Annotated in this window: 28 protein-coding genes; 14 read left to right on the top strand and 14 right to left on the bottom strand. The window is 59.9% G+C overall.

The window, feature by feature from the left end; all coding sequences use genetic code 11:
* Nucleotides 1-6: 6 nt before the first annotated feature.
* Complete coding sequence (ptrR, locus tag J3P93_RS11260; protein ID WP_434598339.1) at nucleotides 7-885, bottom strand: putrescine utilization regulator PtrR; 879 nt, start codon at nucleotides 883-885, stop codon at nucleotides 7-9.
* A 103-nt stretch (nucleotides 886-988) separates the two neighbouring features.
* Here ptrR and J3P93_RS11255 point away from each other — a divergent pair, with 103 nt between their 5' ends.
* Nucleotides 989-2,380 (top strand): aldehyde dehydrogenase family protein, encoded by a 1,392-nt coding sequence (locus J3P93_RS11255; protein WP_434597405.1) that lies wholly within the window; start codon nucleotides 989-991, stop codon nucleotides 2,378-2,380.
* 812 nt (nucleotides 2,381-3,192) lie between these two features.
* Here the strand turns inward: J3P93_RS11255 and J3P93_RS11250 are convergent.
* Nucleotides 3,193-4,362 (bottom strand): DUF1624 domain-containing protein, encoded by a 1,170-nt coding sequence (locus tag J3P93_RS11250; protein ID WP_434597404.1) that lies wholly within the window; start codon nucleotides 4,360-4,362, stop codon nucleotides 3,193-3,195.
* Nucleotides 4,363-4,579: 217 nt separating this feature from the next.
* On the opposite strand from J3P93_RS11250, the gene J3P93_RS11245 reads away from it, so the two are divergent.
* Together J3P93_RS11245 and J3P93_RS11240 are read left to right on the top strand one after the other, a co-directional pair.
* Entirely contained in the window at nucleotides 4,580-5,176 is a 597-nt protein-coding gene (locus tag J3P93_RS11245; protein ID WP_434597401.1) for a paraquat-inducible protein A, read from the top strand.
* Nucleotides 5,173-5,859: a paraquat-inducible protein A gene (locus tag J3P93_RS11240; protein ID WP_434597400.1), complete on the top strand. Its 687-nt coding sequence runs from the start codon at nucleotides 5,173-5,175 to the stop codon at nucleotides 5,857-5,859. The genes J3P93_RS11245 and J3P93_RS11240 overlap by 4 nt, the downstream gene beginning before the upstream one ends.
* Here the strand turns inward: J3P93_RS11240 and ydiJ are convergent.
* Nucleotides 5,792-8,818 (bottom strand): D-2-hydroxyglutarate dehydrogenase YdiJ, encoded by a 3,027-nt coding sequence (ydiJ, locus tag J3P93_RS11235; protein WP_434597398.1) that lies wholly within the window; start codon nucleotides 8,816-8,818, stop codon nucleotides 5,792-5,794. The genes J3P93_RS11240 and ydiJ overlap by 68 nt on opposite strands.
* 158 nt (nucleotides 8,819-8,976) lie before the next feature.
* On the opposite strand from ydiJ, the gene J3P93_RS11230 reads away from it, so the two are divergent.
* Nucleotides 8,977-9,861: a LysR substrate-binding domain-containing protein gene (locus J3P93_RS11230; protein WP_434597395.1), complete on the top strand. Its 885-nt coding sequence runs from the start codon at nucleotides 8,977-8,979 to the stop codon at nucleotides 9,859-9,861.
* Nucleotides 9,862-9,956: 95 nt separating this feature from the next.
* On the opposite strand, the gene J3P93_RS11225 is transcribed toward J3P93_RS11230, so the two are convergent.
* Together J3P93_RS11225 and J3P93_RS11220 are read right to left on the bottom strand one after the other, a co-directional pair.
* A complete protein-coding gene (locus J3P93_RS11225; RefSeq protein ID WP_434597393.1) occupies nucleotides 9,957-11,231 on the bottom strand; it encodes a glucarate dehydratase family protein in 1,275 nt (424 codons plus the stop codon).
* 30 nt (nucleotides 11,232-11,261) lie between these two features.
* Nucleotides 11,262-12,629 carry an MFS transporter gene (locus J3P93_RS11220; RefSeq protein WP_434597390.1) on the bottom strand — a complete coding sequence of 456 codons (1,368 nt, stop codon included), beginning with the start codon at nucleotides 12,627-12,629 and terminating at the stop codon, nucleotides 11,262-11,264.
* Between the two features lie 119 nt (nucleotides 12,630-12,748).
* Between J3P93_RS11220 and J3P93_RS11215 the strand changes: the two genes are divergently transcribed.
* Complete coding sequence (locus J3P93_RS11215) at nucleotides 12,749-13,651, top strand: LysR substrate-binding domain-containing protein (RefSeq protein ID WP_434597388.1); 903 nt, start codon at nucleotides 12,749-12,751, stop codon at nucleotides 13,649-13,651.
* A 142-nt stretch (nucleotides 13,652-13,793) separates the two neighbouring features.
* On the opposite strand, the gene J3P93_RS11210 is transcribed toward J3P93_RS11215, so the two are convergent.
* On the bottom strand, nucleotides 13,794-14,384 hold the full coding sequence (locus tag J3P93_RS11210; protein WP_434597387.1) for a DUF6338 family protein: 591 nt from the start codon (nucleotides 14,382-14,384) through the stop codon (nucleotides 13,794-13,796).
* Nucleotides 14,385-14,575: 191 nt separating this feature from the next.
* On the opposite strand from J3P93_RS11210, the gene J3P93_RS11205 reads away from it, so the two are divergent.
* Complete coding sequence (locus J3P93_RS11205) at nucleotides 14,576-14,854, top strand: Rho-binding antiterminator (RefSeq protein WP_434597385.1); 279 nt, start codon at nucleotides 14,576-14,578, stop codon at nucleotides 14,852-14,854.
* A gap of 57 nt (nucleotides 14,855-14,911) precedes the next feature.
* On the opposite strand, the gene J3P93_RS11200 is transcribed toward J3P93_RS11205, so the two are convergent.
* Nucleotides 14,912-16,117 (bottom strand): NAD(P)/FAD-dependent oxidoreductase, encoded by a 1,206-nt coding sequence (locus J3P93_RS11200; protein ID WP_434597383.1) that lies wholly within the window; start codon nucleotides 16,115-16,117, stop codon nucleotides 14,912-14,914.
* A gap of 280 nt (nucleotides 16,118-16,397) precedes the next feature.
* On the opposite strand from J3P93_RS11200, the gene J3P93_RS11195 reads away from it, so the two are divergent.
* Nucleotides 16,398-16,946 (top strand): RrF2 family transcriptional regulator, encoded by a 549-nt coding sequence (locus J3P93_RS11195; RefSeq protein ID WP_434597381.1) that lies wholly within the window; start codon nucleotides 16,398-16,400, stop codon nucleotides 16,944-16,946.
* A gap of 43 nt (nucleotides 16,947-16,989) precedes the next feature.
* Here the strand turns inward: J3P93_RS11195 and J3P93_RS11190 are convergent, their stop codons facing one another.
* Nucleotides 16,990-17,325 (bottom strand): hypothetical protein, encoded by a 336-nt coding sequence (locus tag J3P93_RS11190; protein WP_203418503.1) that lies wholly within the window; start codon nucleotides 17,323-17,325, stop codon nucleotides 16,990-16,992.
* Nucleotides 17,326-17,508: 183 nt separating this feature from the next.
* Between J3P93_RS11190 and J3P93_RS11185 the strand changes: the two genes are divergently transcribed.
* The gene (locus tag J3P93_RS11185; RefSeq protein WP_203418504.1) at nucleotides 17,509-17,748 is read left to right on the top strand and encodes a hypothetical protein; all 240 of its coding nucleotides are present in this window, start codon (nucleotides 17,509-17,511) and stop codon (nucleotides 17,746-17,748) included.
* A gap of 66 nt (nucleotides 17,749-17,814) precedes the next feature.
* Here J3P93_RS11185 and J3P93_RS11180 read toward each other — a convergent pair whose 3' ends face one another.
* A complete protein-coding gene (locus J3P93_RS11180; protein WP_093100773.1) occupies nucleotides 17,815-18,012 on the bottom strand; it encodes a DUF2188 domain-containing protein in 198 nt (65 codons plus the stop codon).
* A 224-nt stretch (nucleotides 18,013-18,236) separates the two neighbouring features.
* On the opposite strand from J3P93_RS11180, the gene J3P93_RS11175 reads away from it, so the two are divergent.
* On the top strand, nucleotides 18,237-18,599 hold the full coding sequence (locus J3P93_RS11175) for an NUDIX hydrolase (protein ID WP_090284179.1): 363 nt from the start codon (nucleotides 18,237-18,239) through the stop codon (nucleotides 18,597-18,599).
* Nucleotides 18,600-18,602: 3 nt separating this feature from the next.
* Here the strand turns inward: J3P93_RS11175 and J3P93_RS11170 are convergent, their stop codons facing one another.
* Nucleotides 18,603-18,845 (bottom strand): DUF1652 domain-containing protein, encoded by a 243-nt coding sequence (locus tag J3P93_RS11170; protein ID WP_434597378.1) that lies wholly within the window; start codon nucleotides 18,843-18,845, stop codon nucleotides 18,603-18,605.
* Between the two features lie 97 nt (nucleotides 18,846-18,942).
* Nucleotides 18,943-19,842 (bottom strand): polysaccharide deacetylase family protein, encoded by a 900-nt coding sequence (locus J3P93_RS11165; RefSeq protein ID WP_434598337.1) that lies wholly within the window; start codon nucleotides 19,840-19,842, stop codon nucleotides 18,943-18,945.
* A 219-nt stretch (nucleotides 19,843-20,061) separates the two neighbouring features.
* Between J3P93_RS11165 and J3P93_RS11160 the strand changes: the two genes are divergently transcribed.
* Together J3P93_RS11160 and J3P93_RS11155 are read left to right on the top strand one after the other, a co-directional pair.
* The gene (locus tag J3P93_RS11160; protein WP_434597376.1) at nucleotides 20,062-20,742 is read left to right on the top strand and encodes an SOS response-associated peptidase; all 681 of its coding nucleotides are present in this window, start codon (nucleotides 20,062-20,064) and stop codon (nucleotides 20,740-20,742) included.
* 248 nt (nucleotides 20,743-20,990) lie between these two features.
* On the top strand, nucleotides 20,991-21,263 hold the full coding sequence (locus J3P93_RS11155; RefSeq protein WP_434597373.1) for a hypothetical protein: 273 nt from the start codon (nucleotides 20,991-20,993) through the stop codon (nucleotides 21,261-21,263).
* A gap of 47 nt (nucleotides 21,264-21,310) precedes the next feature.
* Here J3P93_RS11155 and J3P93_RS11150 read toward each other — a convergent pair whose 3' ends face one another.
* On the bottom strand, nucleotides 21,311-21,454 hold the full coding sequence (locus tag J3P93_RS11150) for a hypothetical protein (protein WP_434597371.1): 144 nt from the start codon (nucleotides 21,452-21,454) through the stop codon (nucleotides 21,311-21,313).
* 144 nt (nucleotides 21,455-21,598) lie between these two features.
* Here J3P93_RS11150 and J3P93_RS11145 point away from each other — a divergent pair, with 144 nt between their 5' ends.
* Entirely contained in the window at nucleotides 21,599-21,982 is a 384-nt protein-coding gene (locus tag J3P93_RS11145) for a DUF2784 domain-containing protein (RefSeq protein ID WP_434597369.1), read from the top strand.
* Here J3P93_RS11145 and J3P93_RS11140 read toward each other — a convergent pair.
* Entirely contained in the window at nucleotides 21,973-22,419 is a 447-nt protein-coding gene (locus J3P93_RS11140; protein ID WP_434597367.1) for an Rrf2 family transcriptional regulator, read from the bottom strand. The genes J3P93_RS11145 and J3P93_RS11140 overlap by 10 nt on opposite strands.
* Nucleotides 22,420-22,552: 133 nt before the next feature.
* Here J3P93_RS11140 and J3P93_RS11135 point away from each other — a divergent pair, with 133 nt between their 5' ends.
* Nucleotides 22,553-23,440: an NAD(P)/FAD-dependent oxidoreductase gene (locus J3P93_RS11135; RefSeq protein WP_434597365.1), complete on the top strand. Its 888-nt coding sequence runs from the start codon at nucleotides 22,553-22,555 to the stop codon at nucleotides 23,438-23,440.
* A 13-nt stretch (nucleotides 23,441-23,453) separates the two neighbouring features.
* On the opposite strand, the gene J3P93_RS11130 is transcribed toward J3P93_RS11135, so the two are convergent.
* Complete coding sequence (locus J3P93_RS11130; RefSeq protein WP_434597363.1) at nucleotides 23,454-23,981, bottom strand: DUF3087 domain-containing protein; 528 nt, start codon at nucleotides 23,979-23,981, stop codon at nucleotides 23,454-23,456.
* Between the two features lie 224 nt (nucleotides 23,982-24,205).
* Between J3P93_RS11130 and ppnN the strand changes: the two genes are divergently transcribed.
* Nucleotides 24,206-25,579 carry a nucleotide 5'-monophosphate nucleosidase PpnN gene (ppnN, locus tag J3P93_RS11125; RefSeq protein WP_090284194.1) on the top strand — a complete coding sequence of 458 codons (1,374 nt, stop codon included), beginning with the start codon at nucleotides 24,206-24,208 and terminating at the stop codon, nucleotides 25,577-25,579.
* The last annotated feature ends 138 nt before the right edge of the window (nucleotides 25,580-25,717 follow it).

Here is a 25,717-nt window from a genome sequence, read left to right as displayed (position 1 = left end):
CCGCGGTCAGGCATCTGCCGGCACCACCCCACGCTCTTCGAGCAAGCGCACGAACATGCTCAAGCTGCGCGACACCGTGCCGCGACGCCAGACCAGCCACGTCGTCAGGTAACGAAAATCCGCGGTCAATGGCCAGACGCTGACGGTCGCGCTGCCGGGCATGCTTTGCAGCATTTTGCGCGGCATCAGCGCCAACCCGGCGCCGGCACTGACACAGGCGAGCATGCCGTGGTAGGACTCCATTTCGAAGATCTTGCCCGGCACGGCGGCATCGGTGCTGAACCATTTTTCGAAGTGATGCCGGTAGGAGCAGTTGGAACGGAAGGCGTAGATGTTTTCGCCGTTCACATCCGCCGCACGCTGCACCGGCACGTGATTGAGCGGCGCGATGATGACCATTTCTTCCTCAAAAGCCGGCACGCCTTCCAGGGTCGGGTGCAGCACCGGACCATCGACGAACGCCGCCGCGAGGCGCCCGGACAGTACGCCGTCGATCATGGTCCCCGATGGTCCGGTCGACAGGTCCAGATCGACTTTCGGGTGCAACTGGTTATACGCCGCCAGCAGTTCGGGTATGCGCACCGCCGCCGTACTCTCCAGCGAGCCCAGGGGAAACGCACCCTGCGGTTCTTCACCCGCCACTGTTGCCCGCGCCTCCTGCACCAGATCGAGAATCCGCCGCGCGTACTCAAGAAAACTCCATCCGGCCGGTGACAGGCGCAAACGGCTTTTCTCACGGATAAACAGATCCACGCCGAGATCCTGCTCCAATTGCTTGATGCGCGTGGTCAGGTTCGACGGCACGCGATGGATCTGCGCGGCGGCGGCGCTGATGCTGCCGTGCTCAGCCACGGCTTTGAAGATTTCCAGCTGCACCAGGTCCACAGGCATTCTCCAATCGTGAAAGAAACGATCTTTATTATTCAGTTTCCAGAAAACAAACGCCACCTTACTCTAGGCCCATCCACTGAACACGCAGGACGACGCCATGAGCCAGATTTCCAGCCAGACCCACGCCATTTCGATCAACCCAGCCACCGGTGAGCAGATCGGCCACTACGCCTTTGAATCCGCTGCCGACCTCGATGCTGCGCTGAACCGCGCTGCCTACGGCTTCGGCAAGTGGAAGCGCAAGCCGTTGCAGGACCGCTCACGCTTGTTGACCGCCCTCGCCGGCTCGCTGCGCGACACCGCTGACGCCATGGCGACCATGATCACTCTGGAAATGGGCAAACCGATCGCCCAGGCCCGTGGCGAAATCGAAAAGTGCGCCAAACTCTGCGAGTGGTACGCCGAACACGGCCCGGCCATGCTCGATGCCGAACCGACTCAGGTCGAAGGTGGCAAGGCGCGCATCGAATACCGTCCGCTCGGGCCGATCCTGGCGGTGATGCCGTGGAACTTCCCGATCTGGCAAGTGCTGCGCGGCGCCGTGCCGGCGCTGATTGCTGGCAACACCTACGTGCTCAAGCATGCGCCGAACGTGATGGGCAGCGCTTACCTGCTGCGCGACGCGTTCACCCGCGCCGGTTTCGCCGATGGCGTGTTTGAAGTAATCAACGTGACGCCAGAAGGCGTATCGACCGCCATCGCCGACCCGCGCATTGCTGCGGTTACCCTGACCGGCAGCGTTCGCGCCGGTATGGCCATCGGTGCTCAGGCCGGTGCTGCCCTGAAAAAATGCGTGCTGGAACTGGGCGGCTCCGACCCGTTCATCGTGCTCAATGACGCCGACATCGATGAAGCCGTGCAAGCTGCCGTCATCGGTCGCTACCAGAACTCCGGTCAAGTCTGTGCAGCGGCCAAGCGACTGATCATCGAGGAAGGCGTGGTTGAAGAATTCACCCGCAAATTCGTCGAAGCCACGCGTCAGTTGAAGGTCGGCGATCCACTGGCTACCGACACTTACATCGGTCCGATGGCACGTTTCGATCTGCGTGATGAACTCGACCAGCAAGTACGCGACACCCTCGAAGAAGGCGCGACGCTGCTGCTTGGCGGCGGCAAAGCGGCAGGCCCGGGCAACTATTTCGAGCCTACCGTGCTGGCGGACGTCACCGACCGCATGACCTCGTTCAGACAGGAACTGTTCGGTCCGGTCGCCTCGATCATCACCGCCCGCGACTGCGCCCACGCCGTAGCGCTGGCCAACGACAGCGAATTCGGCCTGACCGCGACGATCTACACCGCCAACGTGCCACTGGCCCAGCAACTGACCAGCGAACTGGACACCGGCGGTGTGTTCATCAACGGCTACTCCGCCAGCGACCCTCGTGTGACCTTCGGCGGCGTGAAGAAAAGCGGTTTCGGCCGCGAGCTTTCACACTTCGGCGTCCGCGAATTCTGCAACGCGCAGACTGTGTGGCTGGATCGAAAATAATCCTGTGGGAGCCAGCCTGCTGGCGATGGCGGCGGTCAGTCGAATCAATTTCGACTGGTAAACCGCTATCGCGAGCAGGCTCACTCCTACAGGTCCTGCGTTTCAGCTCTATTGCGGGCACAACACAAAACACTGTGGGAGCCAGCCTGCTGGCGATGGCGGCAGGTCAGTCGAATCAATTTTGACTGGTGAACCGCTATCGCGAGCAGGCTCACTCCTACAGGTAATGCGTTTCAGCTCTATTGCGGGCACAACACAAAACACTGTGGGAGCCAGCCTGCTGGCGATGGCGGCAGGTCAGTCGAATCAATTTTGACTGGTGAACCGCTATCGCGAGCAGGCTCACTCCTACAGGTAATGCGTTTCAGCTCTACTGCGGGCACAACACAAAACACTGTGGGAGCCAGCCTGCTGGCGATGGCGGCAGGTCAGTCGAATCAATTTTGACTGGTGAACCGCTATCGCGAGCAGGCTCACTCCTACAGGTAATGCGTTTCAGCTCTACTGCGGGCACAACACAAAACACTGTGGGAGCCAGCCTGCTGGCGATGGCGGCAGGTCAGTCGAATCAATTTTGACTGGTGAACCGCTATCGCGAGCAGGCTCACTCCTACAGGTAATGCGTTTCAGCTCTTTGCGGGCACAACACAAAACACTGTGGGAGCCAGCCTGCTGGCGATGGCGGCAGGTCAGTCGAATCAATTTTGACTGGTAAACCGCTATCGCGAGCAGGCTCACTCCTACAGGTCCTGCGTTTCAGCTCTATTCCGAGTACAACGCGAAACCTTGCTGGCGATGGCGGCGGTCAGTGCTTACAAATATTTCAACCAGGTCAGATCCCGACGCCGGGCCTTCAACGCGGAGAACCAGCGCACGGCCGGGAACAGTGCAATTGCCAGAATGATTGCGGCCAGCCAGATTGCCGCCACCGACGAAAAGCCAAAATAGCTGCCCTGATTCAGCCCGAACAGCGCTACGCCAATCAGGTACAGCACTTTCAACACGTACAAGTGCAGCAGATAGAAAAACATCGGTGCCGAACCGAACACGGTCAGCCAGCGGATCCAGCGCCGCTCCTGCACGCGTTCGAACGCCAATAGCAGCAACAAGCCGATACTCACCGTCAACGCAATAAACAGCAGTGACGGCGGGTACTTGGTGATGTTGAAAAAGCTCATCAACGTCTGCACCAGCGTGTCGCCTACGGCCCACGGCTTTTCCCCGTAACCGTTGAGCATCCGCAGCGCGACAAAGCCAAGCAGCCCTGCGCTACCGGCGATCAGCAGGCGCCGTTGGCGCACAACGGCGTCGACGCCGCGAGCAAACCACGGCCCCAAGGCGTAGCCCAGACCGATCACACCGATCCACGGCAACAGCGGATAGGAGGTGCGCAGACGCAAGCTGTCGCTGACATCGATCCAGCCGCGATCATGCAGGATCGCCCATGGCACATGCAGCGCCGATTCCAGTGGGAAATGCACGCCGTCGAGCAGGTTGTGTCCGGCGATGATCAGCACGCTCAACGTCAGCAATAGCGCGCGCGGCAACCAGACCAGTACCGACAAGGCGATCATGCTCAGGCCGATGGCCCAGATCACTTGCAGATAAATCACACTCGGCGGCAGCTGGAACGTCCAGGCAAAGTTGACCAAGGTGAATTCCAGCACCACCAGAAACAACCCGCGTTTGAACAGAAACGCGCTGACATCAGCCTTGCCGGCATATTTCTCCCCGAACAGCCACGCCGACAACCCGGTCAACAGCACGAACACCGGGGCGCACAGGTGCGCCAGGGTGCGACTGAAAAACAGCGCCGGCTCAGTACTGGCAATGTCCATCGGATCGCCGACCTGACGGTGCAGCAGGAAGGTTTCACGCACGTGGTCGAGCAGCATGAACAGGATCACCAGCCCCCTCAGCGCATCGATGGACAACAGTCGGCCGGACGTAACCGGAGCAGAACGGGACAGCGCAATCGTCATGGATATTTCACACTCGAAGGAAAGACACCAGGCGGGAGCGACTGGCCGCCTGAAAACTGCGTTACCTTATAACATCAAAAACGCAACATCCAAACCCGATCGAGAGTGATTCTCAGCAATTCTCGATCCTGTGCCCCGCTGCATTTGCCCAATCGCCTCAGACTTCTATAGTGATCAAGTCTCCCCTGCCCTTGCGGCCAATTGCCGAGCGTGGTCCATGGTCAACACCGAACACCTGATCATCTGCGAGCACTGCGACTGCGTTTATCAAAAAGTCGTCCTCGCCAAACACCAGAAAACCCTCTGCGTGCGCTGCGGCGGCGTGTTGCAGCGCTACAACGGCCTGACCATCGAACAGCGTCTGGCCCTGACCTTCACCGCGGCGATGCTGTGGCTGTTCGCCAATTTCTACCCGGTGATGAGCATCAGCCTCAAAGGCCTGAAAAACAGCGCCACGCTGTGGGATTCGGTGCTGGCGCTGAGTCAGGGGCCAATCACCTTCATCGCCATGGTCGCGGCGATCGCGATCATCATCGCCCCGGCCTTTCAACTGGTGCTGCTGATCTGGGTGCTGGGTTTTGCCCTGGCGTCGCGACGGGCGCCGGGCTTCAAGCTGTCGATGCGCTGGCTGGAAACCCTGCGCCCGTGGAGCATGCTTGAAGTGTGTCTGCTGGGGGCGATGGTCGCGGTGTTCAAACTCGCCGGGCTGCTCGATGTACTGCCGGGCATCGGCCTGTTCGCCCTGGCGGCGCTGAGCCTGATGATGATCCGCATTGCCGGGCGCGACATCCGTGAACTCTGGGATATTTTATGAAACGTCCACCGACCGCCGCCGAGCTCAACCTGTGCCTGTGTCACAGCTGCGGCCTGGCCTGCGACATGCGCGACGAACCGCATTATTGCCCGCGCTGCGATGCGCCACTGCACCGCCGCAAGACCAATTCGCTGACGCGTACCTGGGCGTACATGCTCGCCGCGCTGGCGTTCTACGTGCCGGCCAATCTGCTGCCGGTGATGAACACGCTGATGCTCGGCAGCGGCGCCGACAGCACGATCATGAGCGGCGTGCTGGAGTTCTGGGAAGCCGGTGCCTGGGACATTGCCCTGATCATTTTCATCGCCAGTATCGCCGTGCCGGGGATCAAGTTCGTCGCCCTGACCTTGCTGCTGATCACCGTGCAGCGCGACAGCGCCTGGGCACGCAAGGAGCGCTCGAAGCTGTACCGCTTCGTCGAGCTGATCGGCTATTGGTCGATGCTCGACGTGCTGGTGGTGGCGCTGGTCGCCGCGCTGGTGAAATTCCAGACGCTGGGCGACATCGAGCCACGACCAGGCATCCTGTTTTTCGGCCTGGTCGTGGTGTTCACCATGCTTGCGGCAATGAGCTTCGATCCGCGGCTGATCTGGGACAAGGACACCGGCGACAGCGTCAGCGACGCTGAGCCGCCAGCAGCACCTGTAACGGATGACGCAACGCCTGATCCGACTGGCGCTTGACCTGGCTGCGGCACGAATAACCGGTCGCCAGCGCTTCGCCCTGCTCCGCCGATGCATCCACCTGACGCGCCCAGGACTGCTCGTAGATCAGCGCCGAGGTCTGGCGATTGCGCGCCTCGTGGCCGTAAGTGCCGGACATGCCGCAGCAGCCGGTGGCCTGGGTTGTCAGTTTCAATCCGGCACGCTCGAACACCTGCTCCCATTGCCGCGTCGCGGCGGGCGCATTGGTTTTCTCGGTGCAATGGGCGAGCAGACGGAATTTTGCTTCGCTGTGCGGCGGCGCCTGCTCGGGCATCACCTTGAGCAACCACTCCTGTACCAGTTGAACCTCTGGGCAGTCTTGCAGACCGGGAACCTTGAGGTATTCCTGGCGATACACCAGCGTCATGGCCGGGTCGAGACCCAGCAACGGCACGCCGACGTCCGCCAGCTCACGCAACTGCCGCGCATTGCGCAGCGCCGCGCGATTGAATGCCGCGAGGAAGCCCTGCACATGCAACGGTTTGCCGTTGGCGCTGAACGGCGCCAGATAAACCTGATAACCAAGGCGCGAGATCAACTCGACCAGATCCGCCAGCAACGGCGCTTCGAAATAACGGGTAAAGGCGTCCTGAACGATCACCACGCTGCGTTCACGCTGCGCCGGTGTCAGCGCCGACAGCGCCGCAACGGTTGCCGGCTGCACCTGCCAGCGGCGCATCGCGGCGTGAAAATCGAAACGGCTGAGCAACGGCACATCGACCATGCCACCGACTCGCTCGAGCACTCCGCGCACCCACGTCGCACCCATCAAGCCGTTGTACAGCGCCGGAATGCGCGCCATGTACGGAATGCTGTATTCCAGCGAAGCGATCAGATAATCCCGCGCCGGACGCAGATACCGTGTGTGATACAGCTCCAGAAAACGCGAGCGAAAATCCGGCACGTTGACCTTCACCGGGCATTGCCCCGCGCAGGATTTACACGCCAGGCAACCGGCCATGGCGTCATAGACCTCGTGGGAAAAGTCCGCCGACTGCGCCCGCGTGTTGCGCCAGCGCTGCCATAAGGTCGTAAAAAACGCCGGTCGGCGAATCGCCCCGGACAGCACGTCGACACCCGCCTCGCCCTGCAAGCGCAGCCACTCGCGGATCAACGAGGCGCGGCCCTTGGGCGACTGCGCACGCTCGCGGGTGGCTTTCCACGACGGGCACATGGCGTCATCGGGATCGAAGTTGTAGCAGGCGCCGTTGCCGTTGCAATGCATCGCCGCGCCGTAGTCCTGCCAGACCTTTTCGTCGATCTGTCGATCGAGTTCGCCGCGCAGGGTCACTTCATCGATTTTCAGCAATGCCGCGTCGGTGTTGGCCGGCGTGGCGATCTTGCCGGGGTTGAACTGATTGAACGGGTCGAACGCGGCCTTCAGCGCTTGCAGCGCCGGGTACAACTCACCGAAAAACGCCGGCGCGTATTCCGAGCGCAGGCCTTTGCCGTGCTCGCCCCAGAGCAGCCCGCCGTATCGTTGAGTGAGCGCCGCAACGCCATCGGAGACCGGGCGCACCAGCGCCGCTTGCTGCGAGTCTTTCATGTCGAGAATCGGCCGCACGTGCAGCACGCCGGCATCAACATGGCCGAACATGCCGTACTGCAAACCGTGGCTGTCGAGCAGATCGCGCAGTTCGGCGATGTACTCGGCCAAGTGCTGCGGCGGCACCGCGGTGTCCTCAACAAACGGTTGCGGCCGCGCTTCGCCGGCGACGTTGCCGAGCAGGCCGACCGCGCGCTTGCGCATGCCATAGACCTTGTTAACCGCCGCGTGCCCGATCGCTAGCGTATGGCCCAAGCGCTCGACGGTGCGGTCTGTGCTCAGGTGCTCGACAAACGCAGCGACGCGAGCGTGCAATTCATCCGGATCGTCACCACAGAATTCGACCAGGTTGATGCCCAACGTCGGCCGCTCGGCGCTGGCCGGGAAATACTCGGCGACGCCGTGCCAGACGATGTCCTGCATGGCCAGCAGCAACACTTTCGAGTCCACGGTTTCGATCGACAGCGGCTTGAGCGCCATCAATGAGCGCGCATCGCGCAGCGCGTCCATGAAACCGGCGTAGCGGATATTCACCAGCATCGTGTGCTGGGGAATCGGCAGCACATTCAGCCGCGCCTCGACGACAAACCCGAGCGAACCTTCAGCGCCGCACAACACGCTGTTGAGATTGAAACGGCCGTCCGCCTCACGCAGGTGCGCGAGGTCGTAACCGGTCAGGCAGCGGTTGAGATCGGGGAAGCGCTGTTTGATCAGTTCGCCCTGCTCATCGATGATCTGCCGTGCACAGCGATAGACTTCACCGACCCGATCGTCACGCGTGCACAGCGCTTGCAGCTCGTTTTCGTCCAGCACCTGAGCGTGCAAACGCTCGCCGCCACGCAGAATCATGTCAAGTTCCAGCACATGGTCGCGGGTCTTGCCGTAGGTGCAACTGCCCTGGCCGCTGGCATCGGTGTTGATCATGCCGCCGACGGTGGCGCGGTTGGACGTCGACAGTTCCGGGGCGAAGAACAGCCCGGCGGATTTCAGTGCGGCGTTGAGCTGGTCCTTGACCACCCCGGCCTGCACCCGCACCCAGCGCTGCTCGACGTTGATTTCGAGAATGCGGTTCATGTGTCGCGACAGGTCGACGACGATGCCATCGGTCAGCGACTGGCCATTGGTACCGGTGCCGCCGCCGCGGGGCGTGATCACCACTTGCTGATGGGCGGGCTCGGCGATCAGCTTCGCCACCCGCGCGACATCTTCGGCGTCCATGGGGAATACCGCCGCTTGTGGCAGGCGCTGATAGATCGAGTTATCGGTGGCCAGTACCACGCGGCTGGCGTAATCGGCGCTGATCTCACCGCGAAAGCCGCTGGCCCTGAGGGCGTTGAGGAACGCCTGATAATCGGCAGTAAGGGTGCTTGCGGGCGACAGCTGGGCAATCATCGGTCAGGGTATCTCGGTCAAAATCGGGCCGTGTGGCGGTGAACAGTTGTACGCAACGAATGATTGCGTCAGGCTCCGCCATCTCAGGGTGCCCATGTTCATTGCTGAACAACTCAGGGACAACCGTAAATTCGGCCCGTTATTGATGACTTTTGCGAATGAATCCGCGCACGCTTACGCCGTCCATGTCGTTATTGCTGGCTTTCGAGGCTGCCGCCCGTCACGAAAGCTACACCCGCGCCGCCCACGAACTGTCGCTGACGCAAAGTGCGGTCAGCCGTCAGGTGCAGATTCTGGAAAAGATGCTCGGCATGCGCCTGTTTACTCGCGAAGGCCGGCAAGTGGTGCTGACCGATGTCGGGCGCCTGTATCAACGCGAGCTGGCCGAAGCACTCGGGCAGATACGCAGCGCGACGCTGCAGGCGATGGCATTCGGTTCAGGCATCCACAGCCTGCGCCTGGCGACCCTGCCGACCTTCGGCTCGAAATGGCTGCTGCCGCGCCTCAAGGATTTCTACACCGCACATCCCGGCATGACCGTGCATTTGCATTCGCGTATCGAAGCGATCGACTTCGATACCAGCGAAATCGACGCGGCGATCTGCGTCGGTGGTGGCGACTGGCCGGGACTGACCGCCCTGCCCCTGCACACCGAAGAACTGGTGGTGATTGCCAGCGCGCAACTGTCCGCCGCCGAGCGCGACGACGCCGAACGGCACATCGCCGGGCAACTGCTGCTTAATGTCAGCAGTAATGCTCAGGCGTGGGCGGAATGGTTCAGCCACCGCGGCTTGCCCCACCGCAGCATGCGTATCGGGCCGAGCTTTGAAATGACCTCACACCTGATTCAAGCGGTGCGGGCGAATATCGGTGTGGGGCTGGTGCCGCGGATTCTGGTCGAGGATGAGTTGGCGAATGGCGAGCTACTGCAACTGGGCGAGCCGATCACCAGCCGGCGTAGTTATTATCTGGTGTATCCACCGCGCAATGAGAAGCTGCCGTCGCTGACGGCGTTTCGGGACTGGCTGATAAAAACGTTGTGACTGAGGACGCCAATCGCGAGCAGGCTCACTCCTACATTTGCAACGCGTTCCCCTGTAGGAGTGAGCCTGCTCGCGATGGCGTCGCCACAGACGCCTCAGAACCTCGGCTTGACCGCCCTCCAGTCCGGCTTGTACCGCTGCATCTGCCGCACATCGTCGCGCTGGCGAATTCCGCAGGTCAGGTATTGATCATGCAGCTTGCCCAACTGCTCATGATCCAGCTCCAGCCCGAGCCCCGGCGCGCGACTGATCTTCACGCAGCCATCGACAATCGGCAGCTTGCCGCCCTTGATCACCTCCTCGTCCGGCTCCTGCCACGGGTAATGAGTGTCGCAGGCGTAATCCAGATTCGGCACGGCCGCTGCGACATGCGCCATGGCCATCAGGCTGATGCCCAAGTGCGAGTTGGAATGCATCGACACACCGAGGCCGAACACCTCGCACATTTTCGCCAGGGTCTGGGTGTCGCGCAGGCCTCCCCAATAATGATGATCGGCGAGCACGATCTGCACGCTGTTCTGCGCCACGCTGCGGCGAAACTCGTCGAAATCGGTGACCACCATATTGGTCGCCAGCGGCAGGCCGGTACGTTTATGCAGTTCCGCCATACCGTCGAGGCCCGGCGTCGGGTCTTCGTAATATTGCAGATCATCACCGAGCAATTCAGCCATGCGAATCGAGGTTTGCAGTGACCAGTTGCCATTCGGGTCGATGCGCAGCGGGTAGCCGGGAAAGGCTTTTTTCAGCGCCTTGATGCAGGCCACTTCGTGCTCCGGCGGCAGCGTACCGGCCTTGAGCTTGATGCTCTTGAACCCGTACGCCTCGATCATCCGCGCCGCTTGCGCGACGATTTGTTGTTCGCTGAGCGCTTCGCCCCAGTTATCGGGCTTGTATGGCGAATCGACGTGCTGCGCGTATTTGAAAAACAGGTAGGCACTGAACGGCACCTCATCGCGAATTGCACCGCCGAGCAGGTCCACCAGCGGCACGTTCAGGTAATGCGCCTGCAGATCGAGAAACGCCACTTCGAACGCCGAATAGGCGTTGCTCACCGCTTTGCTGGCGTGGGAGCCCGGTGCCAGTTCGGCCCCGGCCAGACTGGCCGGTTTGTGCGCCGCCACCGTCGCCTGCACGATCGCACGCAACTGGTTGAGGTTGAACGGGTCGACACCGATCAGTTGCGCCTGCACTTGTTGCTGGATCGCCAGCGCCGGCGCGTCGCCGTAACTTTCGCCCAGGCCGATGTAGCCGTTGTCGCTTTCGATTTCGATGATCGAGCGCAGGGCATAGGGTTCGTGGATGCCACTGGCGTTGAGCAGCGGCGGATCACGAAAGGCAATCGGAGTAACCGTGACGCGGGTGATTTTCAAGATGATGCTCCTGACAGATCAACAATCGATTCAGTGGCTCGCAGCCGGGCGGGCCGGCGCGACGACGGCGGTTTCGTCAGCGGGCTTTGCTGGGGTTTGGCCTTTGGCGCCCGGCGCCGTGCGGGCAAAGAAAATCACCACCGCAGCAATCAGCGAAGTCGCCGCCAGGCCATACAGACCGCCCTCGATCGAACCGGTGGTTTGCTCAAGAATGCCGAACGCGGTCGGCGCGACGAAACCGCCGAGATTGCCGATGGAGTTGATCAGCGCGATCACCGCCGCCGCGATGCGCGCATCGAGATAACTTTGTGGAATCGGCCAGAACAGCGCCGAGGCGGCTTTGAAGCCAATCGCCGCGAAGCAGATGGCAACGAACGCGAAGACCGGGCCGCCGATAGTCGACATGAACATGCCAATGGCGGCGATCACCAAAGTCAGGGCGACCCATGCCTGCTGGAATTTCCATTTGCCGGCCATCGCGGCGAAACCGTACATGGCGACAATCGAAATGATCCACGGAATCGAATTGAGCAAGCCGACCTGGAAGTCGCCGAGATTGCCCATTTTCTTGATCATGCTCGGCAGCCAGAACGTCGCGCCGTAAATCGTCAGGGCGATGGAAAAGTAGATGAAGCAGAACAGCGCGATCTGCCGATCCGCCAGCAGCTTGAACATTGACGGCTTGCTGACCTGCACTGCTTCGCGGGCACGCTGCTCTTCGGCAATCGCCGCGACCAGCGCTTCACGCTCGTCGTCGCTCAGCCACTTGGCCTGACGCGGATGCGATTGCAGCCAGAACCAGACGAATGCGCACAGCACCACTGACGCCGCGCCCTCGATCAGAAACATCCACTGCCAGCCGTGCAGACCCAGGCCACTGATGTGCAACAACGCACCGGACACCGGCCCGGAGATCACCGAGGCAATCGCCGAGCCGCTGAGAAACACCGCCATGGTCTTGCCGCGTTCGGAGGCTGGCAGCCATTGCGTGAAGTAATAAATGATCCCCGGAAAGAACCCCGCCTCCGCCGCGCCGAGAATGAAACGCAGCACGTAGAAACTGGTTTCACCGCGCACGAACGCCATGGCCATGGCGGCCGCGCCCCAGGTGAACATGATTCGCGTCAGCCATACCCGCGCGCCGTATCGCTGCAGCAGCATATTGGAGGGCACTTCGAACAACGCGTAGCCGATAAAGAACAGACCGGCACCCAAGCCGTACGCCGCCGCACCGATACCCAGATCGGTTTCCAGATGGCTGCGGACGAAGCCGATGTTGACCCGATCGATGTAGTTGACGATGAACATCACCACGAACAGCGGTAGCACGTGGCGCTTGACCTTGGCGGCGGCGCGGGCGAGCACCGTGACGTCCGCTGGACTCTGCAGGGTTTTCAAGGGGCGACTCCCGATCTTGTTGTTTTAGGAATGGCGTGAAGCGATGGGTCGATCATGGACGCTGTGTATTGATCCCGTCTAATCTAACTTGGCATTCGATTGATACCCGGATTAGATCAATGTTCGAACTGACCCAACTGCGCTGCTTCACCACTGTCGCTACCGAACTGAATTTTCGCCGCGCCGCCGAACGGCTGAACATGACCCAGCCACCGCTGAGCCGGCAGATTCAGTTGCTCGAACACCACCTCGGCGTCGAGTTGTTCACCCGCAGCACCCGCAGCGTTGCGCTGACCGCCGCTGGCCGCGCATTTTTCATCGAAGCGCAGAATTTGCTCGAGCGTGCCCAGCAGGCAGCGATCACTGCGCGGCGCTTTGCCGAGGGTGATATTGGTTCGGTAAACATCAGCTTCGTCGGCAGCGCGGTGTATGAGTTTTTGCCCAAGGTAATCGCCGAGGCACGGCTGAAACAGCCGCAGGTCAAAATCGATCTGAGCGAGATGAACACCTACCAACAACACGAAGCCCTGCGCGCGCGACGCATTGATCTGGGCATCGCCCGCGCGCCACTGCTGGAGCCGGGCTACGCCACCGAATGCCTGGTGCGCGAGCCGTTTGTGCTGGCGGTGCCCAGCGCGCATCCGTTGGCGACGGCGGCTCAAGTGCTGGTCAGCGACCTGGATCAACAACCGTTTCTGATGTACTCCCACGCCGCCTATCCACCGTTCAACGAACTGCTGACCGGCATGCTGCGCTCGGCGCGGGTCGCACCGGACTATGTGCAGTGGCTGGGTTCATCACTGACGATTCTGGCGTTGGTCAACGCCGGCATGGGCCTGGCGCTGGTACCGCGTTGCGCGACCAGCGTGGTGTTCAAGAACGTGGTGTTTCGCGATATTGACCTGGGCGAAGGGGTGCAGAGCGAGCTGCATCTGATCTGGCGGGAGAACAATGACAACCCGGCGTTTGCGATGTTGCTGGAAGCGATTCGCCGGGCTGTGGCGCTAGGTTGGGGCGAGTAAAAAGCTTACTGGTTTTTTAGCGGTGGTGGACCACTGGGTGCTTTGGGCTGCGCATTCGCAACAGGCTTGCCATCTGGCGTGTAACGACGTGCCACCCACTCTGGCATTGGTTGCGGTGCTCTGGCTGTCATGACGAAACCTCCTATTTCGGACCGAATTCGACCCATTTGACTTTCCCGGAATCTATCAGCAAAAACTCGGCGCCAAAAGGCACCTCCTTCCCGTCGGCATCCAGCCAACACGGATTTTGCACCACGAACTGGCCATTGCTGGCCTCTGGTGGCCACTCCACAGGCCAGCCAAAAACGCGCCTTTCATCGTTCAAATGCAGCGTAATGAGCCGATGGTGCTGGGCAAAAATGCTGAACCATTCACTGGGGTAGGAAGATTGTTTCGTCACATTTCGACTGCGTAACCAGCCATGCAATTTGTCATTGGTGGCCAGATAACAGGACAGCAGTCCAAGCGTCACCGACACAACGAATGCCCACATCGTTTCGGCTTTGGCATCCCAGCGCCCGATGGAAAAGCCTTTCGAACCCACCCACAAACACAGAGAACCAATCGCCCAGACCGCTCCCTGCACCACAAACGTAAAAATCAACGCCTGCACAATCTGCCCGAACGTGTCAGGCCGCTTGAACGCCGTGAGCGAATAGAAAATCCATGCGGATAGAAACCCGGGAATCAGATACTGCAGCAACGGTATGACTTCTTTGACCAGATCATCCATGATCCGAGGCTCTCTTCAGGGTCTTGCCGACCGACACTCAAAAGCCTAGTGCACGCTGGCAAACAAATCGCGTACAACTGTCACCGGGCGTTTCACTCCGCGAATCCCCCATGCCCAACCCATGAGGCGCCGCGGCAATCAGCGAAACAGGCTCTTGCATCATGACCCTTCAAAGCTTTGAGGAGTAACTCATGGACCGCTACCAGCCACTCAATTGCGACCTGCATGATTACCTGGAAATCGCCTGCCTGCGCGGGTATCAACTGGACATCGAGTTGACCGATGGACAGCGCCTGACGGCTCGGGCCGTGACTACCCGAACGAGCGGCGACAAGGAAGAGTTCTTCGTCATTGAACAGGCAGGCGCGCAGAGAGAAATTCGTCTTGATCACCTGCTCGCCATCACGCCGGAGGACGCTGACGCAGAATTCGGGCGAATCCTGCTCAACGAAACCGCGTGCGGATGTTGATAACAAAATCCCGCGCGGATTACCCCGACGCGGGATTCTGGCCTGACACTCAGCGCCTTAAGCGACCACTGGAATCAACGGATCGGCGGCGGCCAGCGCAATGGCACGGTCAGCCGCTGGTGGATAGATCCACTGCGTATTGATCTGGGTCTTGAGGTTCTTGCCCTCTTGTTTAACCAGCTTCACCTGACGGTCCCAGCCCTCGGTGTACACCGCGCCCCACGCGCCCAGATCCAGACAGGTGACATATTTCGGCTGGCTGTACGGCGTCGGGTCGACGCCGAGGATGCGCGCAGCGACATTATTGCCGGCGTGGCGCCCCAGGGAGATGGCGTGCTGGCAGGTCATCAGCGCGTAGTTACCGATGTCGTCAGTGGCGGCGTAGGCGACATCGCCAGTAGCAAAGATGTCGTCCTGGCCAACGACTTTCAGGTGCGCATCGACGTGCAGGCGCCCTTGTTTATCGCGCTCCGCAGGGATCTGTTCGGTCAGCGAACTGGCGCGCACACCCGTAGTCCAGACCACGGTTTTCGCCTCTATGTGCTGACCGTCCGACAGCGTCACGCCATTGGCATCGACCGCCTGCACTGAGACACCCAAACGCCACTCGACGCCCAGTTCGTCACTGGCCGCGGCAATGGATTTGCTGATTTCCTCGCCCATCACCATACCGATTTTTTGTCCGCGATCGACAATGATCACGTTAACCTCGGCCTGCTCACCGAAAATCTCGCGCAGACGAGCCGGCATTTCAGTCGCCGTTTCGATGCCGGTAAAACCGCCGCCCGCCACCACGACCGTATTGCGCGCCTTGCTGTCCGGCAGGTTTTCAAGCGCCTTGAGGTGGGTCTCCAGGCGGATGGCTGCTTCAATCTGGTCAACATCGAAAGCGTACTGACTCACGCCAGGCGTGTCAGACCGGGCCAAACTACTACCAGCCGCCAGAACCAGTTTGTCGTAGTTGTAGATTTTTTGTGCACCGGACGCGTCGATGTAACCAACGGCTTTGGCAGCTACGTCGATGGTTTCAGCCGCCCCTTTGATGAAATGAACGCCGACCACGTCGAACAGTTCATGCAGCGGAGCGACCAAGTGATGGGCATTCGGTTCATAGAAGCGTGGCCGCACGCGCAACTCGGCCTGCGGCGCGAGCACACTGACTTCAATATCGTCGCGACCCTGCAGCTCGACCAGACGTACCGCGCTCAGCGCCGACCACATGCCGCCAAAACCTGCGCCGATTACCAGAATCTGCTGTTTCATCATTTTGCTCCAGGACGATGGAAAGAGATCATCGACGTCGTCACCAGAACACTGCGGACGGGCCAATAGCGCCGACTCTATTGGTCGGACTTATCACCAACAAGTTTAATTATCCGATAGTTTTGATCGGACTTGTAGATAGGTCTGGCTCCGACTTGAGTCCTGAGCAGGGCCATAGATAGCGTTTCTCCGCGGTTTGCCGTCGCTTGACCTTGCGTGAACCATTGCCGGGCCGGATCCTGGCTGATAGCATTTACGACAAATCAAGTCGGACTTATCCATGTCTCTTTACAGTGCTGGCGTTGAATACGGCATCCATTGCCTGGCCTTTCTGGTGACCAACGGTGGCGACAGCCGCGAAGCCAGCGTGCGGGACCTCGCAGAATTGCAGGGTGTACCACTGGAATACCTGGCGAAAATCTTCACCAGACTGGCGAAGGGTAACCTGGTGGTCGCTTCGGAAGGCGTGCGGGGCGGATTCAGCCTGGCGCGGCCGGCGGATGAAATCAGCCTGCTCGACATCGTCAATGCCATCGACGGGCGCAAGAATATTTTCGAATGCCGCGACATTCGCGGGCGTTGCGCCTTGTTCGAGGGCAATCCGCCGGAATGGGCCGTGGAAGGCACCTGCTCGATTCACGGCGCGATGATGACAGCGCAAAAGCGTATGGAAGAAGCTCTCGCGCAACAGACAATTCTCGACATCGCCCGGAAGGTCGGCCGCAAGGCTCCGAAGGAATTCGGCCAGCAAGTGGAGGACTGGATTCAGGATCGGCGGGAGAAAAAGGGCAATGTCGGCACTATTCCTTTGGCCGACATTTCTGAGTGACTGTTAAAGTGAAATCGCCAATCCGGTTTTGCTTCGCGGATAACTACAGACAATCACGCACCGATTGGCGCAACGCCCCGGACTTGGCCCATGGCGGCCCCTGATACAGCGAGACCCGGCTGCCGTCCTTGTATTTGACGATGTCGAGGATCTCGTCCGCGGTGATGACGCTCGGCGCGGTGATGCGGTAGCCGTTGGAAATCGAGGTTTGAGAGGTCTTCGCCACATCCCGCTGCCACAACGGTAATACACATGCGGCATAGTCCTTGGGTGCCTTGTCGCTGGTCTTGCTGACATTCGGCTCACCCGGCACGAGTGACCTCGGCAACGAGCAACCCGCCAACAGGGCCAGCGCCAACCCCACGATCCATATCCGCATGGTGTTTTCCTGATCTGAAAAAAGCGAATGTAACGCGTAACCGGGGTGTACATCCATCGTGGCACACCAACCGTGGCGCAATCTGCACAACTTTTCACAAGCTGCACAGACAGACGAACGTGTTTCGCCCATCGGCGAAAAATGCGACTACTCTTTTCTACCGAGAATGTTCTGGAGATGATCATGCGGCTCAATGAATACGAACACGAACTTCAGCGCGACCTGCAAAGTGTCGCATCGGACTTGAGATGGTCGGCCGTCGACCTGAAACGTATCGCCGACCAGCTACGCAAATCGGGCAATGAGGCGGACGCGCAAGCGGTGTTGAGGTCTTGCGAGGTATTGCAAAGCGATGAAGAGCGTTTGCAGCACTACGCCAAAGAGGTGAAAGCGCGTGCCATCAGCCGGATCAAGGTGCACTGAGGCACCCAGCCCTGACCACCCAATAAAAAGCCCCGGCAAACATGTCGGGGCTGTTGTTATGGTCAATCAGTGGGTTGTGTGACTTTTCGCCCGCGCCGAGCGTTTTTTGTAGCCAGGCAGTGCTGCGGCGTAAGCCAGCGCCTCCTCTTTGCTGGCAAACGATGCCAGCCGGTCACCCTGGGTACAGACCCGCCAGGGGCCATTGTTCACGCTAAGCACGTCATAGCCGTTCATGTGCATCTTGTTCAACATCGGCATGCTCATGGACACCTCCATAGTTGCTTACGGTCAGTTCCAGCTTCACCGGTTTACCTTACACCCTGACTCGCTGAATTTGCCGACCGGATGTCGCACGGTCCGGCCCGCAGAAATCTTGCACTTTTCGCCCCCACGCCCGCTCAAAATCTTATTGAAACCTTTATTCGAGGCCGCGGCTCAAATATTGCAGTTTGATGACAATTACGTGACAAGCCGTAAACAGGTAACAGATGAAAGTACGTGCCACCGTTATATGCGAACAGGATCGCCACATCCTCCTGGTCCGCAAACCGCGCAGCCACTGGACATTGCCCGGTGGCAAAGTCGAGCCCGGGGAAACCCGCGCGCAGGCGGCCGTGCGTGAATTGCAGGAAGAAACCGGGCTGAATGCCGACGACGTGTTGTATCTGATGGAAATGCAGAGCGGCAGCACCCGCCACCACGTTTACGAGGCGTCAGTGGCAGATCTGGAGCAAGTGCGGCCGCAGAACGAAATCATCGATTGCATCTGGCATCCACTTGATGCGGTGCGCCATTTGAATACCAATGAAGCGACGCTGCGCATTGTTGAAGCGTTTCAACGGCGTTTATAAGGCTCAACCGGCAAACGCGCGGCGCCCAGCGCTCATCTCCGTGCGCAGTTCACCGATGAAATTGGATACGTCGCGGATCGTGACGAGATGTTCCGGCGATACGCCATTGAGCAACAGCTCGACCTGGCCGTCTTTCAGCCGATAGACCTTGATCTGCAACAGCCCATGCGACATGGGTGTGCATTCGCATTCAAACCCAGGAAAACCTGATTCAACGATGCGGCAGATGTCGTCAAGAGCGAGCATGGTGGCACGCCTCGCAGGCGATGGGACCGTTCAATCGGTAGAGCATAGATCAGCATTTTGCTATGCGTTGTCACGCAAATGTCTACTGGCTCACAAATCAATGCGAGTCATGGTCCCAGATCCAGTTCCACATGCCTGGCAGACTCACTGGCTCCGAGCTTTTCTCAACGGTGCGCGCCAGCGCCGCTCTTTGCAGCGCTTCGTGATCATCATAGAAAGGCTTGCGGTCCAGCTTCACGCCGGTAGCGGCCGCGCTGTCGAGCAGGATCTGCAGATATTCGCGGGTATGCCGCGCGGTGTAGCGATTGAGATCGTGAAAGGTCACCACCACGGGAATCACTCCGTCCACCGTCGGCAACGCCCCCGCGGCGATACGCTCACGCACCTCGGATAACTGCCGCAACAAGTTGGCGCGTCGGCGTGGGCTGGCATTGAAGCCCCAGATCTTGCCATCGTTGGCGCTGAGATCCGTCAGCAACACCTGGAAACCGTGCCGCTGATACGCCGCGAAGGTGCGTTTGTCGTAATTCCAGAACGGCGGACGCAGCAATTTCGGCGGCGCCCCGGTGATGGCAGCGATGTCCGCCATGCCATTGCTCAGTGACGCTTCAAGCTGTTGCGGGTCGAGTGAGCGATGATTGGTGTGCCAATGGGTCGCGGTGTGAAACGCGAGAATGTGGCCCTCGTCGTGTTCCCGGCGCATCAGGCTGCGGCCGATCTCGCTGTTGCCCGCTCGCGGCGCCCGGGTCTGCACGAAGAACACCGCTTTGATATTCGCTTGCAGCGGGTTGTCCTTGAGGCTGTCGAGCACCATCGCCGTTGGGTTCCACAAGCTCGAAGCACTGGGGCCGTCGTCAAAGGTCAGTAGAAACCGCACCGGCGCCTGGCCCCGCAGTCGCGTTTCGGTTTGTGTAGTCATTTCTATCGGCGCGGCGATACAGCCGGCCAGACCAAGCATTATGAGCGCAGCAGTAAAAAGCTTGAATCCGGATGTCATGTTTGCCTTGAGCGCGACCGCTGCCGTCATGTTGTCGTTTGGCAACTTCCCTCGCCCTTTCCATCCGTGCATCGCCCTTCGCGAGCGGAGGTTGGATAGGGTACACAGGCTTTGGTTCCGGCGCTCATTACCTCGGTTGTTTAATGTGCGATTCGACGCGGTGACCTCCACTCGGGATGTCAGCGACTAAGCTGAAATCTTCAACCGGAGATTCAGCCGATGTGCGGAAGACTCTCGCAATATCGCGGCATTCATGATTTCGTCGCCGCGCTGAGCATTCCCGACGCCTTGATCAATCACGTCGGCGATGCACCGCTGGCGCGCTACAACGCGGCGCCGACCACCGCGTTGGCGATTCTCCATCAACAGGGGCAACGCTTGCAGGCCGACAACCTGCGCTGGGGCTGGCGACCACACTGGGCCACGGACCGCCCTGCGCCGATCAATGCCCGCGTAGAAAAAGTCGCCCATGGCGCGTTTTTCCGCTCGATCTGGCGCCGTCGCCTGATTGTCCCCGTCGACAACTGGTTCGAATGGGTCGATACCGGGGAAAAGGCCCGACAGCCGTGGCTGATTCGTCGTGCAGACCAGAGCCCGGTTTTCTGCGCCGCCATCGGGCAATTTCTCACAGCCGAAAGCGCGGCTCGAGACGATGACGGCTTTGTGATCATTACCGCTGAGGCGGTGGGCGGCCTGCTCGATGTGCATGATCGTCGGCCGGTGGTGTTTCGCCCAGAAGTGGCACGCGAGTGGCTCGACCCGGCGACCTCCATTGAGCGCGCCGAGCAGATGTTGTTGTTTGAAGGTGAAGGCAGCGAGCACTTCGAATGGCACAGAGTCGGGAAAGCCGTCGGAAACGTCCGTAACCAAAATGCTGAATTGATTCAGCCGATTGAATGAGCGGCAAACGCCATTTCTGCAAACCACCGACTCGGGGTCGTTACAACGGCTGTTTCACACGTGAAACAGTGCGAATGTAACCGATACGCAAATAGACCAACCGCTTGTCAGACAACCCGACCATCGTACATACATTTCGCTGCACTACAGCTAGCATGCGCGCCGCATTTCCATTTGGTATACCAGTTGACCAAAGAGTCAACGAACCAGGATCCCAACAACATCTACAAGCCTTGCAGAGAACTAAGTTGCGCGACGATTTTGCAATCAAACAGGTCGGTGGCCTGGAGTGTATTCATCTGTCCACGACAGAGCGCTTTGAACTCGACTGTTTTATCGGCCACTACATCAAGACCCGAAACCTGGGTGCCGTTCCCGACATCGAACGCACCCTGCGCAGTACCCTCAAGAACTATCCCGGCCATGCGCCAGTGATGGTCAACGAGCTAAATGCCTGGATCGACAGGACACTGGGATATCGGGCTTCACACCCGGACCTCACCCAGTTGGACGATCTTTGAGCCTGTAAAAAAAGCCCCGCAGTTGCGGGGCTCTTCGTTTCGACTGCTCAGAATTTGCGATCAGGCTCGGAAAGCTCCTGGCTATCGTCATGCTTCCAGGTCTTCTCTTTACGCTTCTCGCGTTCTATTTCTTCTTCGCTCGGTTCATCCGCTTCTACATCTTTTTCAGGCTGTTTTTGCTCATTCGCCATGCGCACCTCCTGTCACCGTCAACAGTCTCGCTTCAAGCGTAGATCAGGTTTCAGATAAGGGCCCAATACGTGGCGTCCGCCCTGAGCTTTAATCCCCGCGCCGGCGTAACATGGTGTCACTCATGATCGCGTCAGGGAGACGACATGCTGTACCGAATCGCAGCCGACGGGCTGGTGCTGTTTCATCTTTTGTTCATTCTGTTCGTGCTGTTTGGCGGGCTGCTGGTGCTCAAATGGCCACGGTTGCTGTGGCTGCATTTGCCAGCCGCCGCCTGGGGCGTGGCGGTCGAGGTATTGCACCTGACGTGCCCGCTGACCTACTGGGAAAACCTCATGCGCCACGCCGCCGGCCAGACCGAATACGCCGGAGGCTTCATCGAGCATTACATCTGGCCGATCATCTACCCGGCTGGGCTGACCCCGCAGATTCAACTGGCGCTCGGCAGCGTGGTACTGGCGATCAACTTGCTGGTGTACGGACGCTTGATCCGCTCGTGGAAGTTGCGTCGCGCCGCCGCTCAGCCCTGATCGACCTCGCAAACGGTTTTGAAACGCGAGTCGAAATCCGCCGCCAGATCCGCCAGGGTGATGCTGCCCAGTCTCGACAGCAATAGTGCTTGCGCCTCATCGAAGGTTCGCGTCAGCGCGGCGTTGACCGCCTGCTCGACCAGGCACTGTGGATGATCCGTCGATAAGCCGATGGAAAAAATCGACTGTGTGCCCAGTGCCTGATGAATTTCCAGCAACGTAATCTGCTTCAGCGGTTTGGCCAGCGCCCAGCCGCCCTGATGGCCCTTCTCCGACGTCACGAAACCCTGCTCCTTGAGCAAACCCATGGTGCGCCGCACTACTACCGGATTGGTGCGGAGCATTGCAGCGATGGTTTCCGAAGTGGCGCGTTTTTCGTGGCGATCCATGTGGATCAGCACATGCAGCATGCGCGACAGGCGCGTGTCGTTTCTCACTTGAGCGTTTCCAGACTGAACAAAGAATACCTCCGAGTATCGCTTGCAAGATCTGAAGTTACGAGACTATTGACAGTCTTTTTTCACGTAACTTACGCTGTACGCTGAAAACCTCACAGCGGAGATCTGGATCATGGTGTACGACGTCATCATTGTCGGCGGCAGTTACGCAGGGCTGTCCGCAGGCCTGCAGCTGGCCCGCGCCCGGCGCAGCGTGCTAGTGCTCGATTCAGGCCTGCGGCGCAATCGCTTCGCCGACACTTCTCACGGCTTTCTCGGACAGGACGGACGCGCACCCGGCGACATTGCTGCCGAGGCGCGGGCGCAACTGATGGCCTACCCTACCGTGCAATGGCTGGCAGATACGGCGGTAGAGGCCGTGCAGGTTGACGCTGGTTTTGCTGTGCGCACCCGCACCGGCGAGCAGCTCAGCGCCAGGCGCCTGATCCTCGCGTCGGGCGTGATCGACGAATTGCCGGACATCGAAGGACTCCGACCACGCTGGGGCCAAAGCGTTTTTCATTGCCCTTACTGTCACGGCTATGAACTGAATCAGGGCGCAATCGGCGTACTGGCGACTTCGCCCCTGTCGATTCATCACGCCCTGATGCTGCCTGACTGGGGCCCGACCACGTTCTTCATCAATGGCGTTTTCGAACCCGATGCGGAGCAACTGGCGCAATTGACTGCGCGCGGTGTGAGACTGGAAACCCGACGCGTCAGGCGCATTGAAGGCGCGCGTGCGGACGTAGTCCTCAGCGACGGCGAGATCGTCGCGGTTGCTGGCCTGTTCGCCATGCCGCGCACACGCATGGCAAGCCCGCTGGCCGATCAGTTGGGCTGTGCATTCGAAGAAGGGCCGATGGGGCCTTTTATCCAGACTGACGCGACCCAACAAACCAGCGTCCCTGGGATCTTCGCGTGCGGAGATGCCGCACTGGCTGCCGGCTCCGTCGCACTGGCGGTCGGCGACGGAGCCCGCGCCGGGGCAGGCACACACCGCTCGCTGATTTTCGGCTGAATACGCTGACGCCTTAGCGCGGCGTCTGCTTCAACCCTTCCAGCCATGTCGGATCCAGGCGCGTCTGCTCGGTATCGAGCCCCTGCGCCTGCATGCGCTGTTTATGCTCTTCGACTTCCCGCCACAGCTGCCCCTGATCGCTGGAGTTGCCGTCCAGCTCGTGCATCTGCATCAGCCCCAGATGATAAAAGCGCAGCACTTTCAACGCGGTCGGATCGTTTTGCGCGACCGCGGCGGTGAGGTGGTGCATCACGTTGGTGATGGTCATCAGGCTACGTTTGAGCCGCCAGCTGTACACCGCCGGCGCCATCCAGCTCTGATGCCAGAAGCGTCCACGGAGCAATGCGCCGGTCAGTAAAAAGGCCAGGAACACCCCGCCGACATTGAAGCGCAGGTTGTCGCCGTCAGGCTCGCCGAACAGCGCCACCGCCACGCTGGAAAACAGCATCGCCAATAGCAGAAACAGCACGGCGATGATGATCGTGCTGCGCCGGGTCTGCTGACGGAAAGTGGCGGCGTCCATCGGCTGAATCTCGAACATCACAAATGACTTCCTTGAGCGACAAGAGGGGTAACGGAAAAAACCGCCCGGCGCATTATCGCCTCTGGCGCGGATTTAGCTATGCTGGGGCTCCTTTTGATTTTTTCAGCGTCCAACGGGGACATGGCGGTATAGCGCAGATCGTGCCATCTTCATTCATGGATACACATTATTCGGATGCCGTTCGCCTGTTCAGGGAATGACATCGTTTTAAGGATCACTGCATGACCCAACGACACGTAATCAATGCCTCGGTCAGTCCGAAAGGCAGCCTGGAAACCCTCTCTCAACGTGAAGTGCAGCAACTGAGCGAAGCCGGATCCGGCAGTACCTACACCCTCTTCCGCCAGTGCGCCCTGGCCATCCTCAACACCGGCGCCCATGTCGATAACGCCAAGACCATTCTCGAAGCCTACAAGGACTTTGAAATCCGCATTCATCAACAGGATCGCGGTGTGCGCCTCGAACTGTTGAACGCTCCGGCCGACGCGTTCGTCGACGGCGAAATGATCGCCAGCACCCGGGAGATGTTGTTCAGCGCCCTGCGCGATATCGTCTACACCGAAAACGAGCTGGACAGCCAGCGCATCGACCTGAGCAATTCCCAAGGCATCAGCGACTACGTGTTCCACTTGCTGCGCAACGCGCGCACCTTGCGCCCAGGCGTCGAACCGAAGATTGTCGTGTGCTGGGGCGGTCATTCGATCAACACCGAAGAGTACAAATACACCAAGAAGGTCGGCCATGAACTGGGCCTGCGCAGCCTCGACATCTGCACCGGTTGCGGCCCGGGCGTGATGAAAGGCCCGATGAAAGGCGCGACCATCGCCCACGCCAAACAGCGCATTCATGGCGGTCGCTACCTCGGCCTGACCGAGCCGGGCATCATCGCCGCCGAAGCGCCAAACCCGATCGTTAACGAACTGGTGATCCTGCCGGACATCGAAAAACGTCTGGAAGCGTTCGTGCGGGTCGGCCACGGCATCATCATCTTCCCGGGCGGCGCCGGTACGGCAGAAGAGTTCCTCTACCTGCTCGGCATCCTGATGCACCCGGACAACAAGGGCCTGCCGTTCCCGGTGATCCTCACCGGCCCGAAAAATGCCGCACCGTATCTCGAACAACTCGATGCGTTCGTCACCGCCACCCTCGGCGAAGCGGCCCGTCAGCATTACGAAATCATCATCGATGACCCGGCCGAAGTGGCGCGGCAGATGACCCAAGGCTTGAAAGCCGTGAAGCAATTCCGCCGCGAGCGCAACGACGCTTTCCATTTCAACTGGCTGCTGAAGATCGACGAAGGCTTCCAGCGCCCGTTCGATCCAACCCACGAAAACATGGCCAATCTGAAGTTGCATCTCGACCAGCCCGCGCACGAACTGGCGGCGAATTTGCGTCGCGCGTTCTCGGGGATCGTCGCCGGCAACGTCAAGGACAAGGGCATTCGCCTGATCGAAGAACACGGGCCGTACCAGATCCGCGGTGACGCGGCGATCATGCAACCGCTCGATGCCTTGCTCAAAGCCTTCGTCGCCCAGCATCGGATGAAACTGCCGGGCGGCGCGGCGTATGTGCCGTGTTATCGAGTGGTGGCGTAACTTTCAAGCCACTACACAATTCCATGTGGGAGCTGGCTTGCCAGCGATAGCGGTAGATCAGATAGATAAATGCTGACTGATCCTCCGCCATCGCCAGCAGGCTGGCTCCCACAGGGATTCGGGTTGTGAACGGTATGT

The sequence above is a fragment of the Pseudomonas sp. R3-57 genome (genome assembly GCF_051132065.1).
GTDB lineage: Bacteria > Pseudomonadota > Gammaproteobacteria > Pseudomonadales > Pseudomonadaceae > Aquipseudomonas.
The sequence above is the reverse complement of the archived record's forward strand: the minus strand, read 5'-3'. Positions and strand labels throughout refer to the sequence as shown.

Excerpts from the sequence above, each read along its gene's own strand:
- J3P93_RS11170 (WP_434597378.1), bottom strand. The coding sequence starts at position 18,845 with ATGCTCGCTCTTGACGACATCTGCCGCATCGTTGAATCAGGTTTTCCT.
- J3P93_RS11200 (WP_434597383.1), bottom strand. The coding sequence starts at position 16,117 with ATGAAACAGCAGATTCTGGTAATCGGCGCAGGTTTTGGCGGCATGTGG.
- J3P93_RS11195 (WP_434597381.1), top strand. The coding sequence starts at position 16,398 with ATGTCTCTTTACAGTGCTGGCGTTGAATACGGCATCCATTGCCTGGCC.
- J3P93_RS11185 (WP_203418504.1), top strand. The coding sequence starts at position 17,509 with ATGCGGCTCAATGAATACGAACACGAACTTCAGCGCGACCTGCAAAGT.
- J3P93_RS11150 (WP_434597371.1), bottom strand. The coding sequence starts at position 21,454 with ATGGCGAATGAGCAAAAACAGCCTGAAAAAGATGTAGAAGCGGATGAA.
- J3P93_RS11190 (WP_203418503.1), bottom strand. The coding sequence starts at position 17,325 with ATGCGGATATGGATCGTGGGGTTGGCGCTGGCCCTGTTGGCGGGTTGC.
- J3P93_RS11245 (WP_434597401.1), top strand. The coding sequence starts at position 4,580 with ATGGTCAACACCGAACACCTGATCATCTGCGAGCACTGCGACTGCGTT.
- ydiJ (WP_434597398.1), bottom strand. The coding sequence starts at position 8,818 with ATGATTGCCCAGCTGTCGCCCGCAAGCACCCTTACTGCCGATTATCAG.
- J3P93_RS11230 (WP_434597395.1), top strand. The coding sequence starts at position 8,977 with ATGAATCCGCGCACGCTTACGCCGTCCATGTCGTTATTGCTGGCTTTC.
- J3P93_RS11175 (WP_090284179.1), top strand. The coding sequence starts at position 18,237 with ATGAAAGTACGTGCCACCGTTATATGCGAACAGGATCGCCACATCCTC.
- J3P93_RS11180 (WP_093100773.1), bottom strand. The coding sequence starts at position 18,012 with ATGAGCATGCCGATGTTGAACAAGATGCACATGAACGGCTATGACGTG.
- J3P93_RS11215 (WP_434597388.1), top strand. The coding sequence starts at position 12,749 with ATGTTCGAACTGACCCAACTGCGCTGCTTCACCACTGTCGCTACCGAA.
- J3P93_RS11205 (WP_434597385.1), top strand. The coding sequence starts at position 14,576 with ATGGACCGCTACCAGCCACTCAATTGCGACCTGCATGATTACCTGGAA.
- ppnN (WP_090284194.1), top strand. The coding sequence starts at position 24,206 with ATGACCCAACGACACGTAATCAATGCCTCGGTCAGTCCGAAAGGCAGC.
- J3P93_RS11165 (WP_434598337.1), bottom strand. The coding sequence starts at position 19,842 with ATGACATCCGGATTCAAGCTTTTTACTGCTGCGCTCATAATGCTTGGT.
- J3P93_RS11160 (WP_434597376.1), top strand. The coding sequence starts at position 20,062 with ATGTGCGGAAGACTCTCGCAATATCGCGGCATTCATGATTTCGTCGCC.
- J3P93_RS11240 (WP_434597400.1), top strand. The coding sequence starts at position 5,173 with ATGAAACGTCCACCGACCGCCGCCGAGCTCAACCTGTGCCTGTGTCAC.
- J3P93_RS11145 (WP_434597369.1), top strand. The coding sequence starts at position 21,599 with ATGCTGTACCGAATCGCAGCCGACGGGCTGGTGCTGTTTCATCTTTTG.
- J3P93_RS11130 (WP_434597363.1), bottom strand. The coding sequence starts at position 23,981 with ATGTTCGAGATTCAGCCGATGGACGCCGCCACTTTCCGTCAGCAGACC.
- J3P93_RS11210 (WP_434597387.1), bottom strand. The coding sequence starts at position 14,384 with ATGGATGATCTGGTCAAAGAAGTCATACCGTTGCTGCAGTATCTGATT.
- J3P93_RS11135 (WP_434597365.1), top strand. The coding sequence starts at position 22,553 with ATGGTGTACGACGTCATCATTGTCGGCGGCAGTTACGCAGGGCTGTCC.
- J3P93_RS11250 (WP_434597404.1), bottom strand. The coding sequence starts at position 4,362 with ATGACGATTGCGCTGTCCCGTTCTGCTCCGGTTACGTCCGGCCGACTG.
- J3P93_RS11255 (WP_434597405.1), top strand. The coding sequence starts at position 989 with ATGAGCCAGATTTCCAGCCAGACCCACGCCATTTCGATCAACCCAGCC.